14 protein-coding genes are annotated in these 15,549 nt (G+C 47.7%); 10 read left to right on the plus strand and 4 right to left on the minus strand.

Features of this window, described 5'->3' with window-relative positions; genetic code table 11:
• Window positions 1–152 precede the first annotated feature (152 nt).
• The 9 genes from BBEV_RS17945 to BBEV_RS00325 all read left to right on the plus strand — a co-directional run bounded on the left by BBEV_RS17945 (window position 153) and on the right by BBEV_RS00325 (window position 9,262).
• A complete protein-coding gene (locus tag BBEV_RS17945) occupies window positions 153–1,937 on the plus strand; it encodes an FAD-dependent oxidoreductase (protein ID WP_069363629.1) in 1,785 nt (594 codons plus the stop codon).
• A gap of 2 nt (window positions 1,938–1,939) precedes the next feature.
• Complete coding sequence (locus tag BBEV_RS00290) at window positions 1,940–2,722, plus strand: heterodisulfide reductase-related iron-sulfur binding cluster (protein WP_069363630.1); 783 nt, start codon at window positions 1,940–1,942, stop codon at window positions 2,720–2,722.
• 131 nt (window positions 2,723–2,853) lie between these two features.
• A complete protein-coding gene (locus BBEV_RS00295; RefSeq protein WP_069363631.1) occupies window positions 2,854–3,840 on the plus strand; it encodes a sulfurtransferase in 987 nt (328 codons plus the stop codon).
• Window positions 3,841–3,874: 34 nt separating this feature from the next.
• Complete coding sequence (locus BBEV_RS00300) at window positions 3,875–4,573, plus strand: TVP38/TMEM64 family protein (RefSeq protein WP_157100879.1); 699 nt, start codon at window positions 3,875–3,877, stop codon at window positions 4,571–4,573.
• Window positions 4,574–4,805: 232 nt separating this feature from the next.
• Window positions 4,806–6,014, plus strand: a complete 1,209-nt coding sequence (locus BBEV_RS00305; protein ID WP_069363632.1) for an ABC transporter substrate-binding protein — start codon at window positions 4,806–4,808, stop codon at window positions 6,012–6,014.
• Window positions 5,983–6,888, plus strand: a complete 906-nt coding sequence (locus tag BBEV_RS00310; RefSeq protein WP_232318229.1) for an ABC transporter permease — start codon at window positions 5,983–5,985, stop codon at window positions 6,886–6,888. The genes BBEV_RS00305 and BBEV_RS00310 overlap by 32 nt, the downstream gene beginning before the upstream one ends.
• Window positions 6,888–7,685 carry an ABC transporter permease gene (locus tag BBEV_RS00315; RefSeq protein WP_069363633.1) on the plus strand — a complete coding sequence of 266 codons (798 nt, stop codon included), beginning with the start codon at window positions 6,888–6,890 and terminating at the stop codon, window positions 7,683–7,685. The genes BBEV_RS00310 and BBEV_RS00315 overlap by 1 nt, the downstream gene beginning before the upstream one ends.
• A gap of 16 nt (window positions 7,686–7,701) precedes the next feature.
• Window positions 7,702–8,673, plus strand: coding sequence for an ABC transporter ATP-binding protein (locus BBEV_RS00320; protein WP_069363634.1), 972 nt, complete (start codon window positions 7,702–7,704; stop codon window positions 8,671–8,673).
• A complete protein-coding gene (locus BBEV_RS00325) occupies window positions 8,666–9,262 on the plus strand; it encodes a CDP-alcohol phosphatidyltransferase family protein (protein WP_069363635.1) in 597 nt (198 codons plus the stop codon). Before BBEV_RS00320 ends, BBEV_RS00325 begins: the two co-directional genes overlap by 8 nt.
• Window positions 9,263–9,416: 154 nt before the next feature.
• On the opposite strand, the gene BBEV_RS00330 is transcribed toward BBEV_RS00325, so the two are convergent.
• From BBEV_RS00330 to BBEV_RS00345, 4 genes are read right to left on the minus strand one after another with little or no spacing between them, the layout of a single operon-like run.
• Window positions 9,417–10,427: an ABC transporter ATP-binding protein gene (locus tag BBEV_RS00330; RefSeq protein ID WP_069363636.1), complete on the minus strand. Its 1,011-nt coding sequence runs from the start codon at window positions 10,425–10,427 to the stop codon at window positions 9,417–9,419.
• Window positions 10,402–11,430, minus strand: coding sequence for an ABC transporter ATP-binding protein (locus BBEV_RS00335; protein WP_069363637.1), 1,029 nt, complete (start codon window positions 11,428–11,430; stop codon window positions 10,402–10,404). The genes BBEV_RS00330 and BBEV_RS00335 overlap by 26 nt, the downstream gene beginning before the upstream one ends.
• A gap of 29 nt (window positions 11,431–11,459) precedes the next feature.
• Window positions 11,460–12,386 carry an ABC transporter permease gene (locus tag BBEV_RS00340; protein WP_069363638.1) on the minus strand — a complete coding sequence of 309 codons (927 nt, stop codon included), beginning with the start codon at window positions 12,384–12,386 and terminating at the stop codon, window positions 11,460–11,462.
• 17 nt (window positions 12,387–12,403) lie between these two features.
• The gene (locus tag BBEV_RS00345) at window positions 12,404–13,303 is read right to left on the minus strand and encodes an ABC transporter permease (RefSeq protein WP_069363639.1); all 900 of its coding nucleotides are present in this window, start codon (window positions 13,301–13,303) and stop codon (window positions 12,404–12,406) included.
• Window positions 13,304–13,703: 400 nt separating this feature from the next.
• On the opposite strand from BBEV_RS00345, the gene BBEV_RS00350 reads away from it, so the two are divergent.
• Window positions 13,704–15,362: a glutathione ABC transporter substrate-binding protein gene (locus BBEV_RS00350; protein ID WP_069363640.1), complete on the plus strand. Its 1,659-nt coding sequence runs from the start codon at window positions 13,704–13,706 to the stop codon at window positions 15,360–15,362.
• Window positions 15,363–15,549: the final 187 nt, after the last annotated feature.

A 15,549-nucleotide genomic window follows, 5' to 3' on the forward strand; every position in this document is an offset into this window, starting at 1 on the left:
TAGAAAAGGTCAGGCAAACAAACTGATTTTTTTCAGACAAAATGTGAAAAACTGAGCAGGGGCTGTTATCGGATTGATCACCGTAACGGCGTGATTTTAGAACCATTATGTGAATTAAGTCACAAAAGAAACCAAATGAAGAGGTGAAGAAAATGGAATTCAGACAGTCGATTTATGACAACGCCAAAAATATAACGGACGGTTGCATGGGTCATGAGGAAGCTTTTTGTACTGCTGCCTGTCCAATGCATACAGATGTAAAGAAATATGTTCGTCAAATCGGGGAAGGCGATGTTGATGGGGCTCTGGAGACGATTCGTGAAAAATTATTTCTCCCCAACACACTCGGCCGGATCTGTGCACATCCATGTGAAGTGGATTGCAGAAGAAATACAGAATTCAATGAAGCGTTATCCGTTGCAGCGCTGAAGCGATATGCAGCTGAGAAAGCCGACGATAAAGCCAAATGGGATTATGAAGTCAAGTCGGCAACCGGTAAGAAAGTGGCCATTATTGGTGCCGGCCCGGCAGGTGCCCAGGCAGCCATTGATCTTCGCAAAGCCGGGCACGACGTAGTGATTTACGAAAAACTGGAAGTTGTTGGCGGGATGATGCGTGTCGGCATTCCCGAATACCGGCTGCCAAGAGAAGTGATTGATTTTGAATACAGCTACCTTGAAGATCTTGGTGTGAAGTTCCGCATGGGTGTAGAAATCGGGAAAGACGTTAGCTTCAGCTCATTGCAGGCAGATTTTGATGCAGTGATTGTCGCAAACGGTGCACACCTCGGTGGCATGCCTCCTGTAACAGGATCTGATGCAGACGGTGTAATGCACGCAGTTGACTACCTGAAAGAAATCAGCCTGACCCACGCATCTGAGAACGCCGGTAAAAAAGTCGCCGTCATTGGTGGGGGAGACGTCGCGATGGACTGTGCACGATCTTCCTGGAGAATCGGTGCAGATGAAGTCAGCCTGATCAGCCTGGAAAGCCTGGAAGAACTTCCGGCAAGCCAGCAGGAAATCGATGAATCACAAGAAGAGGAAGTGGCATTTTTAAACAGCTGGGCAACCGATGAAATTCTGAAAGATGAAAACGGTCGAGTGCGCGGCCTGATGCTTAAAAATGTTCTTTCGGTGTTTGATAAAGATGGCAACTTTGCTCCGGCTTTTGGCGATGAGCGTAAAGAGATCGAAGTGGACACGGTGATTTTCGCTACAGGCCAGCGGGTCCAGGATGTGACAGACGGTGCAGTTGAACAAAGCGGCGGTGGCAGATATGTCGTCGACAAAGATACCTTGGCAACAAGCGTACCGAACGTATTCGTCGCCGGTGACGCTTCCGGAACCGTAATTGTCGTTCAGGCCATGGCCCACGGTCAAAAGGCAGCGAAGAGCGTTGACCGCTTTTTGAACCAGGTGGATCTTGCAGAGAAAAGAAATTTCAAATATGAATACAGCTTCCAGACGCGGCTGGATGTACCACTTCCAAAAGGAACGGAAAATCTGCCGAGAACATCCGGTAATCACAGACCGGCAGATGAGCGCAAACGTGACTTCAAAGCCGTGGATCTTGGTTACAACGAGGAACAGGCCAAAAGTGAAGCCGGACGCTGTCTCCAGTGTGAATGCAAACTGTGTATGGATGAATGCCTGATGATGAATGACTACGGCGAATGCCCGCAGGACATCTTCGCTGAATTCCTTGAAAAAGGCGGAATCGAACCGATTGTTCCTTATTCTTGCAACGTATGCGGGGGCTGCTCCCACGTTTGCCCGAATGACTATCCGATTGGAGAAACATTCATGGCGATGCGTAAAGACTTTATCCTCGAAAACGACGGTAAATCACCAATGGAAGGCCATAAAGCGATTGAAATGCACCAGATGCTCGGATTCTCGAAGCTCTTCACGACCAAAGCAAAAGGGGGCAAATAATCATGACTGCAACAGCAGAACGAAAAGGTTTCATGCCAGGATGTTCACTGCCGTCCTACACTCCGGACGGCGTTAAGAAAACGATGGAATATTTGAAAACCGTATATCCCGATCTGGGCGGCGTGCAAAAGTGCTGTGGAAAAGGCACGAAAGCACTCGGTCAGGAAGAAAAATTCAAAGAGCGTTTTGCAGGTCTTCAGCAGGATATGGACGATATCGAGATCGACACGGTCATCGTCGCCTGTCAAAACTGCTACAAAACCATAAATGAAACTAGTGAAACAACGAAAGCGGAATCCCTTTGGACGCTGCTTCCGAAGATCGGAATCCCGGAAGAGCTTCGTGGAAAAGCAAAAGACAGCGACGTCGTTTTCGGAATTCATGATTCCTGTTCAACTCGCTACGAAAAAGAGATTCAAGACGGGATCCGCTGGGTCCTTCAGGAACTGGGCTACCGCGTCGAAGAATCCGAACATTCCCGTGAAAATGCAAGATGCTGTGGATTTGGCGGCATGATCGTACCGGCAAATCCGGATCTGGCGACTCGCGTCATGCAGCGAAGGGCAGATGACTTTACGACGGATCACGTTGTTGTTTACTGCGCGGCCTGCAGAGCTTCCATGATGAAAGTCGGCAAGAAAGCATTTCACATTCTTGATCTGCTCTGGGGACCGGTTGTCCATTCCGATATGGACGCACCGGAAGATGTTCTTTCCAAGCCGGCTGGTTCATGGATCAACCGTTACAAGTCAAAAAGAATTGTCAAGCAAGTCGTAAAAAGTTAAAAGAACGGACCAAGGTCTCCTTTTCAATCAGGAGGGGAGACTTCGCGTATCAATTGTGAAGTGAATCACTTAACAAAGTGTGACGTTGCACACAGAAGTAAAGAAGTTAAAATTATGAGGAGGGGTTAAACATGAGTAAAAAATGGATGATCACAGGTTTCAGCACGTTAGCAGTAGCAATTATTGCAGTTGTTGTATATTTTTCCGTAACAGGTATTGAGGCACAGGAAGTGGATATGGACGAACAGCAGGAAAAAATTGCAGAATACGCAAATCCGGAAGTGTTTATGACAGCATCCGAACTGAAAGAGTTGATGGAATCGGATGAAGATGTTGTCGTGATTGGTTCGATGAGTGAGAGAGGCGGAGCAATCCCCGGGTCTTTTGAGATCTGGCGACCGGATTACTCTGGAACTGATCTGTATCCGTATGATGGTATGGCAAATGAAAAAGAAGAAGTCGAAGCTCTTCTGGGATCGTTTGGTGTAACACCTGAAACGACAGTTGTAACATACGCTGCGAATGCGCAGCACGACTCGGCCCGCGTTTTCTGGCAACTGAAAATGCTCGGACATGACGATGTACGATTCCTTGATGGTGGGATCAACGCCTGGATCGGCCAGGGGTATGATACTGGGAATGCTATGGAGCCAGGTGATCGTGAAGCAACAGAGTACGAAGCACCGGATTACAACGAAGCTGCATTCAATGCCGGCCTTGACGATGTGATAGGCGCTGTTGATGGAGAAGGCATCCTGATTGATACGCGCGGTGGCGATGAAGAAGATGGCAGCACAACACTTGCAGGCGCTTTTGGCCCGGGTAAGATTGCCGGCGCAGAATATATCAACTGGACAGAAGCTGTTGCAGAAGACGGAACAGCCGTCAGCTTGAGCGATCTTGAAGCACTCTACGGTGATATGATTGAAAGTGGTGAAACCTTGATTCCTTATTGTCAGTCCGGTGTTCGATCGTCTTATACCTGGTTGCTTCTCACCGAAGCCCTGGGCTACGATAATGCGCTGAACTATGACGGTTCATGGATTGAGTGGTCTTACGAAGCGTATGAACTCGATAATGCAGATGTGATTGATCGAACAGAAAACGGTGACTTTTAAGAATCAGAATCATAACTGAGAAGGAGTTGATTGCATGAGCGCAAAAAATAAATCGGCCATGAAGTTTTTAGGACTCATCGCCGTGATCGCAACGGTGTTCGTCATCGCATGGCAAACAGGAGCATTGGAAAAGATTCAAAGTATTTCAGCGATGCAGGAGTTTATTGAAGGATTTGGTGTTCTGGGTTATGTCATTTTCGTCGGGGTCTTCATGATCTCAGCCGTGTTCCTCTTACCGGGCGCGATTTTCCCGATCGTCGGCGGTGTGGCATTCGGACCGGTTCTCGGCGGACTGTTGTCATTGGCAGGTGCAACACTGGGGGCTGCGGCAGCATTCCTCGTAGCCAAATACCTGGCCCGTGATATGATCATGAAAAAGTTCAAAGGCAATCCGATCTTTGACAAGATCGATAAAGGCGTGGAAGAAAATGGCGGAAGCTTTTTGATCCTGACACGATTTGTTCCGGTCTTCCCGTATAACGTCCAAAACTACGTTTACGGTCTGACGAGTCTCGGTTTCTGGAAGTTTACGATCGTTTCCGGGATCACCATGGCACCAGGTGCAATGATTTACGCATTCATGGCTGGACAAATTGCACGTGAAGGTGTGTCAATGACGCTGATGCTGCAATTCGCAGCAGCGGGTATTATCCTCTTCCTGCTTTCCCTGGTTCCAAAGATCTGGGCAAAGAAAAAGGGGATCGATATAGAAGAGTTGAAAGAAACCTCGTAAATCGAGTATATCGAATTTTATCGGGCGTCCGGGAATTCCCGGACGCTTTTCCTTTTCACATAAGAATTTCACAGGAATTTAACATGAAATTCGCGATTTTGTCATTCATTATACAGTATAAGGAACTCGGAAATGGTATGCTATGTCTTGCGAACGTTAATATGATACATTATGGTTATTAAATTATAAAAAAACATCAACACAGATAAAGCGTGAGGGAGTGGATGAAAAGATGAAGAAGTGGTTACCATTCGCGATTATTCTTCCTGCACTGGCGGCATGCGGCAGTGACGAAGCGACCGAAACACAGGCTCAGGATTTATCAGAAGCGTCATGGGACGACATTGTCAGTGAGGCAGAAGGCAAAGAAATTGGCATGTATATGTGGGGTGGCGACGAAGGTGTCAACCAGTATATGGATGATTTTGTTAAACCTCGTCTGGAGGAAGAGTATGACATTACGTTTAACCGCTACCCGATGGATGCACCGGACTTTCTGAATCGACTGATGACGGAAAAAGAAGCAGGTCAGACTGAAGGTGGAGCAGATCTCCTTTGGATTAATGCAGAAAATTTCCGCACCGCCAAAGAGAATGATCTGTTATACGGTGATTTTGCCGGGACACTTCCGAATCTGCAGGAATACATTGGAACGGATGTCCCATTTGTCAATTACGATACGGGCACACCGATCGAAGGCCACGAGGCGCCATGGGGAAATGTACAATTTACGTTCCAGGTCAATCCTGATATGGTCGATGAGATTCCCGAGAGCCTCGATGACCTGATGCAATGGTCCATCGATAACCCAGGACTGTTTACGTACCCGAATGTGAATGACTTTACAGGGAACACATTTATCCGGCACGTGATGTACCATGTGGCGGATGACCCGGCTGATTTGGCTGAATATGATGAGGAATGGCTCGAAAACAATGGTGATGATGTCTGGGAATCACTCCGGAGTTTCAAGGAATCGCTATGGCGAGAAGGTGAAACTTATCCGGAAACGAGTGAACAGCTCGATCAGATGTTTGCCAATGGAGAAGTGGCGTTTGCGATGGGTTTTAATGAGCATAGAGATATCGGGATGATTGAGGATGGTATCTTCCCGGAGAATACCAAAACCATCTCGCTTGAACCGGGTTCAATTGGCAATACGCATTATTTGTCTGTTCCGTTTAATACACAAGAGCCTGAAGCGGCCCTTGTAGCGATCAACTTCATGCTGTCACCGGAAGCGCAAATCAAGAAGCTGGATCCGGCTATGTGGGGCGAGGGACATGTGCTGGATGCTGATACACTCACCGAAGAACAGCAAGCAGAAGCAGAGGAGCTGACAGGTCCCGCTGTGGTTGAGCAGGATGAAATGCTTCCGGAGCTCGATGCCCGCTATTTCGACTGGGTGATTGAGCATTGGGAACGAGAAATTGTCCAGTAACGGCATGCCTTCCTGGCTGAAAGGCCTTGGATTTCTGGCACCGGCATTGGTCGTGATTGCGTTCTTTGTCGGTTTCGGGTTATTCCAGGCGGCACAAGGAAGCGTCTCCCGGGAAGAGGGGGACGCTTTCTGGGTGAATTACCAGGCGCTCCTCGCCCATGAGTCCTTCCTTCGTTCTGTTGGCATCAGCGTCTGGGTGGCTTTCAGCTCGACGTTTATATCGCTTGTGATCGGGATTTGGATGACCCGGCGCCTGATAAGGGTTTTCCGGTTTGACCACTGGAAATTCGTCGCTTGGCTGCCGATGATTATTCCTCACTTTGTTGCGGGCTACCTGATTTACATTATTTTTGCACCTTCCGGGTGGTTGTCAGCTGTTTTCTATCACATCGGATGGATTGATGTGATGAATCAGTTCCCGATACTCGTCAATGATCCGTTATACATCGGTGTGATATTGACCTATGTCTGGAAAGAGATCCCTTTCGTTCTGTTAATGATGCTGCCGGTCTATCAGGAAATGGACCTGCGCTATGAAGATGTGAGCCGGACGCTCGGGGGAAATTCGTTTACGGTATTTCGGACTGTGGAGTTTCCGTGGGTGTTTCCGGTGTCGCTCGAGACATTTTTGATTTTGTTTGTGTTTGTACTGGGTGCCTTTGAAGTACCTGCACTGCTTGGCGTGACGTTTCCAAAGATGCTGCCGATTCTCGCCTATGAGTGGTTTTATCAGTCAGCTTGGGTAAACCGTCCGATGGCCCAGGCGATGATGGTACTCATATCGTTATTCGCCATTTTGACGGCGTTTTTCGTCCTTCGATTTACAGCCCGTTGGAAAAGCCAATGGGCTTCGCGAAGGGGGGAGTCGCTGTGATGTGGCAGCGGTATGTATCGCGATGGTTTTGGATCATCGTACTATTCACGATTTTTGTCGCACCGCTTGTGCTGATGGTTTTGAGAAGTATCAGCTTCCGCTGGGGCTGGCCGGATGTATATCCGATGATGTTCAGTTGGAGAGCATGGGAGATCATTTTTCGGGACCCGGAAATCATCTGGTCCATGATTTTAACCGTTTTGATCGCTGGGGCGGTAGTGATGTTGAATTTCCTGTTGGCCGTACCTGCAGCTTATGGCGTGAGCCGTTACCGGTTTAAAGGGAAGCCGCTCGTTGAGGCGATTCTGATGATGCCGATCCTGATTCCGGTTCTGGCGATTGCCATGGGCATGCACCTCACGATGATCCGCATCGGCTTGACAGATTCCGCGACGGGCGTGATTCTGATTCATCTGATGCCGACACTTCCTTACGCTGTGCGGGTAATGAAAGCGGGATTTGACCGGTTGTCCCCTGATTGGGAAGAGCAGTGTACAACCCTGGGTGTAAACCGCTGGCGGCTGTTCTGGACGATGCTCGTACCGCAGATTATCCCCAGTATCCGCAGTATGGCGGTATTGGTGTTTGTGATTTCACTGAGTCAATATGTGCTGACGCTGATTATCGGTGGTGCCAAAGTGATGACCCTCCCGATGATCTATTACCCTTACTTTTCCAGTGGTGACCAGGCAGTGGTAGCGGGTTTTTCCGTACTGTTTGCCCTGTTACCGATTGTGTTTCTGGTTGTATTCGAAGGTGTGATCCGGTTGTATATGTTTACTATTCAACGACCGTAGAGAGGAGGCTTGCCTGATGCTACTTATGGAATTAAAAGGTGTATCGAAAACATTCGGCGAAACGGAAGTGTTTCATCGGATTGATCTTCAAGCGGAACAAGGGACGATCATCAGCCTGGTGGGTCCCTCTGGCTGTGGGAAGTCAACATTACTGCGGAGTGTGGCAGGGCTGTCTTCCTTCAGTGAAGGACAACTTTTCATACAAGGGGAAGATATGACCCAGATCAAAGCAGAAAAAAGACCGGTTGTCCTGATGTTTCAACAGCCTCTCTTGTTTCCCCACTTCACCATTTTGGAAAACGTGACTTATGGGTTGAAGTATGGCAAGCAAAAAGTGAAAAAAGATGAACGGATTCGACGAGGCATGGCCCTTCTGGAAAAAGTGGAGCTTGAGGCCTATGCAGATCGCTATCCGAACCAGCTGTCCGGGGGACAACAGCAGCGTGTGTCATTGGCAAGGGCGCTGATTCTGAACCCGTCGCTTGTCCTGTTGGATGAGCCGTTTGCCAGTCTCGATCCTGAACTTCGGGTAACCATTCGCACATGGGTCCGGGATTTCCTGAAACAAGAAGGGGTAACCGCATTGTTTGTCACCCACGACCGGGAAGAAGCGATGATTATGGGTGACCAGGTAGCCGTGATGAAGGCAGGCAAACTTCAGCAGGTCGGTCTACCGGAAGATGTGTATCAGCGGCCGGAAAACAAGGAAGTCGCAGAAATGTTTTCCGAAGGCCTGTACGTCCAGGAGCGCTTTCTGTCCGCAGGAGAGCTGATCATCGAAAGCGTTCATCGTCAAAGTACGCTGGTGCCGGACGATTTCGTCTCACAGGGACGGGTGAAATACTGCTTGATGAAATACGGACTGCAGTTTTATCATGTGGAATTGCCTGAGATCCGGCAGTCCATCGTACTTCATGATAAAAGAACATTTCATGATGATGAACAAGTGGCCGTATTCAAAAAGCAAAGGAGTGATCAGGATGCTTGATACAAGAGGCAGACAGTATGTACAGCCTTTGATCAATGTGTCTGCAGATACGTTTTTAAAATGGGGCTTATCCGCTAACCATGTCACCATTATTTCGTTTTTAATCGGTGTCACGTCCGGTTTGTTTATCTATTTTGAACAAACCTTACTGGCGCTTTTGGTGCTGTGGTTTTCCGGTTTTCTTGATGTCGTGGACGGAACGATGGCCCGAAAGACAAAGCCGTCGTCTTTTGGTACGGTTCTTGACGTCAGTTTTGACCGCTTGGTTGAAATCAGCGTGATCCTTGGGCTTGCTTTTGCCTATCCGGATGCGATGTGGGTGATGCTGCTCTTGAGTGTATCCATCATTTACTGCATGACGATCTTCCTGACAGTGGGGGCGGTATCGGAAAAGCAGGGCGTGAAAAGCTTCTACTATCAGTCAGGGCTTGCTGAACGGACGGAAGGCTTCATTCTGTTCTCGCTGATGATAATCTTTACGGATCATTTGATACTGATCGGACTGATTTTTCTGGCTGTAGAGATCATCACATCGCTGCAACGCCTGATCGAAGCCAAAGTCATTCTCGGGAAACACGCCGATCAGTGAAATATAGAAAACCAGGCTTGTCGCCAAGCAAATGGCGAAAGCCTTCGTTGCACTTATGCTTCAATCCAATAGTAAATTTAAATAATGATATGAAGTACGACTTAAAACCCCTTTGAGCGCAAATACGCTCAAAGGGGTTTTAACTTCTGAATTATTAATTCGGCAGGCGTTCACCGGATTCGATTTCCTCGATAAAATGACACGCAGCCTGATGGCCCTCTGTCATTCCGGTTTCCGTGACACGGAGTTCCGGTTCCTCCTCTTTGCACTTGTCTGAAGCAAATGGGCAGCGGGTATGGAATCGGCAGCCTGATGGTGGATCGATCGGGGAAGGTACATCCCCTTTCAAAATCACATTTTCTTTTAAGACTTCCGGATCTGGTGATGGAATCGCAGACAGAAGTGTTTTCGTGTAAGGATGTTTCGGGTTGTCGAAGAGGGATTTCTTATCGGCTATTTCGACAATTTTACCCAGGTACATGACGATCACCCTGTCTGAGATATGACGCACAACCCCAAGGTCATGGGCGATGAACAGATACGTCAGATTGAATTCCCGCTGCAGTTCCTTCAGCAGGTTCAAAACCTGTGCCTGAATGGATACGTCAAGAGCGGATACAGATTCATCACAGATGATCAGACGCGGGTCCACAGAAAGTGCGCGCGCAATCCCGATCCGCTGACGCTGGCCACCGGAGAATTCGTGCGGGAAGCGGTCCAGCTGGTGAGACCCGAGTCCCACGATGTCAAGCAGTTCAAGCATGCGTTCTTCCCGTTGGTCAGGAGGCATGACATTTTGCACGTGCATCGCTTCGTTTAAAATCTGTCGAACCGTTTGGCGCGGATTGATGGATGCATACGGATCCTGAAAAATGATTTGCAGTTCTTTACGCATCTCACGCATCTGCCGTTTGTTCAGGGCCAGTAAATCTTTGCCGTCGAATTCAATCTCGCCGCTTGTCGGTTCTTCCAAACGCAGGATCGCACGTCCTGTGGTGGATTTTCCGCAACCGGATTCTCCAACAATACTGAGCGTTTCGCCTTCATTAATTTCGAATGAAATATCATCGACGGCTTTCACATGGTTTACTGTCCGTCCGAAAATTCCGCCTTTAATCGGGAAGTGTTGCTTTAAATTTTTAACTTTGAGCAGTTCCGTAGTCATCTTTCACGTTCACCTCCGGGCCATCCCATTCGTCGGTATGAATCCAACAACGGACTTGGTTTTTATCGTTCAAATCAATCAGATCAGGCAGTCGTTCGTGACACATATCCCGAGCGAACGGACACCTGGGTGCAAACGAGCAACCGTCCGGAAGTTCGTCGGGTTTTGGCACCATACCCTTAATGACGGCCAGGGATTCCTGGTCAATATCATGACGGGGCAGGGATTTTAATAATCCGACAGTGTAGGGATGATTAGGATTTTTGAAAAGTGTTTTCACATCAGCATATTCAACGATTTTACCCGCATACATAACCGCAACATAATCACAAGTCTCGGCAACAACACCAAGGTCGTGCGTGATGAGCAACATCGACATGCCCAGTTCCTGTTGGAGATCGTTGATCAGTTTAAGGATTTGAGCCTGAATCGTAACATCGAGTGCTGTTGTAGGTTCATCGGCAATCAGCAGTTCCGGCCGGCACGAAAGGGCAATGGCAATCATGGCGCGCTGACGCATACCGCCGGATAGTTCATGAGGGTACGCTTTTAAGCGCGCTTTTGGTGAAGGAATCCCTACGAGTTCCAGCATTTCAAGTGATTTTTCCATCGCTTTCTTTTTGGAAAGCTGTTGGTGGATCATGACAGCCTCGCTGATCTGATCACCAATGGTGAATACAGGATTCAGAGACGTCATCGGTTCCTGGAAAATCATTGAGATCCTGTTACCACGAATTTTTCGCATTTCCGCTTCGGTTTTATCAAGCAGGTTTTCCCCTTTGAAGAGGATTTCACCGCCTTTGATTTTTCCGGGTTCATCAATCAGACGCATAATGGACAACGAAGTGATACTTTTACCCGAACCGGATTCTCCTACGATACCGAGGGTGTTGCCGGCAGGTACATCAAATGTCACACCATCCACCGCTTTTACTTCACTTTTGCTTGTATAAAAAGAAGTCTGCAGCTCTTTAACAGAAATTATGGTTTTCTTTTCGTCCAAGGGTCTCCCACCTTTCGTTGAAGAACCGGTTAATCCAGTTCGATTCTTTTATTCAGCACACGATATGATATATCGACAAGATAGTTAACAAACACAAACAATATGGCAAGTATCAGGACCGATCCCTGTACAGCCGGGAAATCACGGCGGGCAATAGAATCAACGACGTAACGGCCCAACCCGTTGATGGAGAAAACCGTCTCGGTCAGAACCGCACCTCCGAGAAGGGTACCAAACTGAAGCCCTACAACGGTGACAACTGGAATCAATGCATTACGAAGAGCGTGTTTGTATACCACGTAACGCTCCTGAACCCCTTTGGCACGAGCTGTGCGGATGTAATCCTGATGAATGACCTCCAGCATGCTCGAACGAGTCATCCGTGCAATGATGGCAGCACCTGCTGTACCGAGAGTGATCACCGGCAGCACAATTTGTTCAGGTGTACCCCACCCGGAGACCGGAAACCATTGTAATGGAGGTAGAGCAAAATATTGAATCAGCATGAGGCCCAGCCAGAAGTTTGGCATGGACAGCCCAAAGAGTGCGACGATCATGATCGCCATATCCGTGAATGTCCCTCTGCGGGTGGAGGAAATCACCCCGGCAATAATGCCCATAAAAACACTGAGAATTGTACTGTAAAAGGCAAGTTCCACAGTGACCCAGAGGCGATTGTCGAAAATCTCTGAAGAAATGGGGCGGCCGCTTCGAAGGGAATTCCCCAAATCGCCCTGAACCGCGTCTGTTACAAAACCAATGTACTGTGTATGAAGCGGATCGTTCAAACCAAGTCGATCACGCATCTGTTCCACTTGTTCTGCGTCTGCACGTTCTCCGGCCATAATCTGTGCCGGGTCGCCCGGTATAAGGTGCATCATCAGGAATACGACCAGGGTGACGCCGATCAATACCGGTATCGTTTGAAATATTCGTCGTATGGAATAAACGAGCATAGTTGCTCACCTCTCTTTTATGATTTGATTTTTGGATCCAGTGCATCGCGTAGTCCGTCGCCAAGCAAGTTGAACGCAAGCACGATACTTACGATGGCAAGGCCTGGAAACAACGCCATGTGGGGATAGTCCCACATATAGTTTCGTCCGCCTGCAAGCATGGCACCCCATTCAGGCATCGGCGGCTGAGCCCCAAGGCCAAGGAAGGACAGGCCGCTTGCGGTTAATACGGCAGTTGCAATAAATAGTGTGGCCTGAACAATAATCGGCGACAAAATATTCGGTAAGATATGCCTGAAAATAATCCGGGAGTCTGACGCTCCCAAAGCGCGGATTGCATCGATGTACTCCAGTTTCTTAACTGCGAGTGTTGAACCTCGGACAATACGGGCAAAGACCGGAATCGAGAAGATGGCAATAGCGATGACGACGTTGACGATGCTGCCGCCAAGAACAGCAACAATCCCTAAAGCAAGCAGGATCCCCGGAAACGCAAGAAACACGTCCATGATCCGCATCAGTACAGCATCAATTTTCTTGCCGTAATAGCCGGCGGTGATACCGATCAGGACACCGACAATCATGCCCATAATAACGGAACTGAATCCAATGGCCAATGTGATCCACATCCCGTGAATGATCCGCGTAAATATGTCCCGGCCCTGGTGGTCAGTGCCAAACCAGAAGTCTGCATTTGGCGGAATGTTGCGGCTTTGAACATCTGTACTCGTCGGATCCATCGAGGTCATAAAGGGTCCAACTACGGAAGTGATCATAAAGAAGATAATCAAAATAAGTCCAGCCATGGCCAGTTTGTTCTGCCTCATCTTTTGCCACATGTCTTTCAGGTTTTCCAGTTGCGGATTGATTTTTTTCGGTTCAACCGTCGCGCGATTTTCAGATGACGTATCTGACATAATGATACCCTCACTTTCTTTTCATTTATGATTGAGCAAAACAGATTTTAATGTAATTTTCTAAAAATTAAATCTTAAAATAGTAACAAAAAAATTATACCATGACAAGCGAACAACACAAGGGTAGACGGGAGATTTTATAGAATTTATTTTAATGGAATAACTTTTATCTGGAAATAGTGGGATGATTTATTGGAAAAATCGCTGCTGCAAAACCGGTTTAGCACGTTAAAGCGATACATGTAAGGCTTTCTGACGATTCTCATTGTGGTTTTGAAAATACTAAATTAGAAAAATGAAAATTTTAAGAAAATTTGTGCTTGTAATTTTTTTTTATATAGTGTAATTTGTATTTAAGCATGTTACAAAAGAATTACAATCATAATAAGGGGGATACGACATGTTAAAGAGTAAGACTTTGAAAGCAGGTTTGCTTTCTGCTGCAGCTGTCATGACATTTGCTGCTTGTGCAAGTGAACCGAATAATGATGAAGGTGCTGTGAACGACGGCAATAACAATGCTGACATGAACAACGCCGAGGACAACAACGACAACAACGATAATAATGAAGGAACAGAGGATGCAGCCGGTGATGATGATCTTGTGATTGCGACACTTTCTGATGCAGACTCATTGGACGCTCATGGATCAAATGATGTTCCATCAAGTAACATTCAGGTCAACATGTACGAAACCCTTCTGAATCAGACAGAAGACGGAGAACTTGAGCCGCTTCTCGCGACAGACTGGGAAGCCGTTGAAGAGGACCTTTGGGAATTCACTCTCCGCGAGGACGTAACATTCCACGATGGTTCAGAATTCAATGCTGAAGCAGTGAAAGCCAACTTCGACCGGGTAATGGATCCAGATGTAGGTTCTCCACGAGCATTTCTCTATGATGCAGTGGAAGAAGTGATCGTAGTGGATGACTATACTGTTCAATTCCAGACCGAGTTTCCGTTTGCACCACTGCCTGCCCATATTGCCCACTCCGGTGGCGGTATCATGAGTAAAGAAGCCATTGATGCAGACTATGAAGCAATGGCAGATGGCGGACAGCCAGGTGATTACATTAATGAAAACCCATCAGGTACAGGATTCTTCCAATTTGAAAGCTGGACACCTGGTGACAATGTGGTGTTGAACAAGAACGAAGACTATTGGGGTGACGAAGCGAAGGTTGATTCTGTCACGTTCCGGGTAGTACCGGAGGACTTGACGCGTATCGGTGAACTCGAGACCGGTTCTGCGCATATCATTTTCCCTGTCAGCCCAAGTGACACCAGTCGAGTCGATATGACAGACGGTGTGAGCCTCTATGAGCAGGAAAGCCTTTCTCTTGCTTATATCGGTTTCAATATGGAATCCGAACCGTTTGATGATGTACGTGTCCGTCAGGCTGTATCGATGGCCATCAACAAGGACGACATCATTACGGGCGTCATGGAAGGTACTGCAACACCGGCGGTAGGACCAATTGGTGAGCAGGTATTCGGATTCTCAGATGATGTTGAGGGACTGCCTTATGATCCGGATGAAGCACGTGAACTGCTTGCAGAAGCAGGATATGAAGACGGATTTGAAACGACGATTTGGACAAACGACAGCCGAGAGCGTATGGATATTGCTGAACTTGTTCAGGATCAGCTTTCTGAGATCGGTGTAGACGTTGAAATTGAAGTACTCGAGTGGGGTGCATACCTCGACGAGACAGCTGAAGGTAATCATGACATGTTCATCCTCGGGTGGGTCACAGTGACTGCCGATGCTGACTATGGCATGTACGCATTGTTCCACTCTTCCCAGCAGGGTGCTCCGGGTAACCGTTCATTCATGGCTAATGACGAACTCGACGAGGTGCTTGACGAAGCTCGCCGTGAATCGGATCCTGATACACGATCGGCACTGTATGAAGATGCGATGGAAATTCTGGTTGAAGAAGCACCAATGCTCTACCTTTATCATTCTTCCTACCTCGTAGGTATTCGTGATGAAGTGGAAGGCTTCTGGAAGCATCCAAACGGTCTTTACATGCTTCAGGATGTAGAGATTCAGTAAAAGAATAACGGTCAGGCGCCCGAAGGATCATTCCTTCGGGTGCCTTTTTTGTCTGCGCAAGACGGACGAATGTGCGTGAAATCGATCCTGCTTTTTCTGAAAAATCATGAAATAAGCGTTGCTCATGAATGAACGTGTGCGGTATAATGGTGTCTACATTTAGTCTGCACAGTAACACTATGCATAG

Origin of the sequence: Salisediminibacterium beveridgei (assembly GCF_001721685.1) — a bacterium.
GTDB lineage: Bacteria > Bacillota > Bacilli > Bacillales > Salisediminibacteriaceae > Salisediminibacterium > Salisediminibacterium beveridgei.

Bases quoted from the DNA above. Each gene is read 5' to 3' on its own strand.
- BBEV_RS17945 (WP_069363629.1), top strand. From the start codon at position 153: ATGGAATTCAGACAGTCGATTTATGACAACGCCAAAAATATAACGGAC.
- BBEV_RS00330 (WP_069363636.1), bottom strand. From the start codon at position 10,427: ATGACTACGGAACTGCTCAAAGTTAAAAATTTAAAGCAACACTTCCCG.
- BBEV_RS00325 (WP_069363635.1), top strand. From the start codon at position 8,666: ATGCTTGATACAAGAGGCAGACAGTATGTACAGCCTTTGATCAATGTG.
- BBEV_RS00290 (WP_069363630.1), top strand. From the start codon at position 1,940: ATGACTGCAACAGCAGAACGAAAAGGTTTCATGCCAGGATGTTCACTG.
- BBEV_RS00340 (WP_069363638.1), bottom strand. From the start codon at position 12,386: ATGCTCGTTTATTCCATACGACGAATATTTCAAACGATACCGGTATTG.
- BBEV_RS00315 (WP_069363633.1), top strand. From the start codon at position 6,888: ATGTGGCAGCGGTATGTATCGCGATGGTTTTGGATCATCGTACTATTC.
- BBEV_RS00295 (WP_069363631.1), top strand. From the start codon at position 2,854: ATGAGTAAAAAATGGATGATCACAGGTTTCAGCACGTTAGCAGTAGCA.
- BBEV_RS00350 (WP_069363640.1), top strand. From the start codon at position 13,704: ATGTTAAAGAGTAAGACTTTGAAAGCAGGTTTGCTTTCTGCTGCAGCT.
- BBEV_RS00345 (WP_069363639.1), bottom strand. From the start codon at position 13,303: ATGTCAGATACGTCATCTGAAAATCGCGCGACGGTTGAACCGAAAAAA.
- BBEV_RS00300 (WP_157100879.1), top strand. From the start codon at position 3,875: ATGAGCGCAAAAAATAAATCGGCCATGAAGTTTTTAGGACTCATCGCC.
- BBEV_RS00320 (WP_069363634.1), top strand. From the start codon at position 7,702: ATGCTACTTATGGAATTAAAAGGTGTATCGAAAACATTCGGCGAAACG.
- BBEV_RS00305 (WP_069363632.1), top strand. From the start codon at position 4,806: ATGAAGAAGTGGTTACCATTCGCGATTATTCTTCCTGCACTGGCGGCA.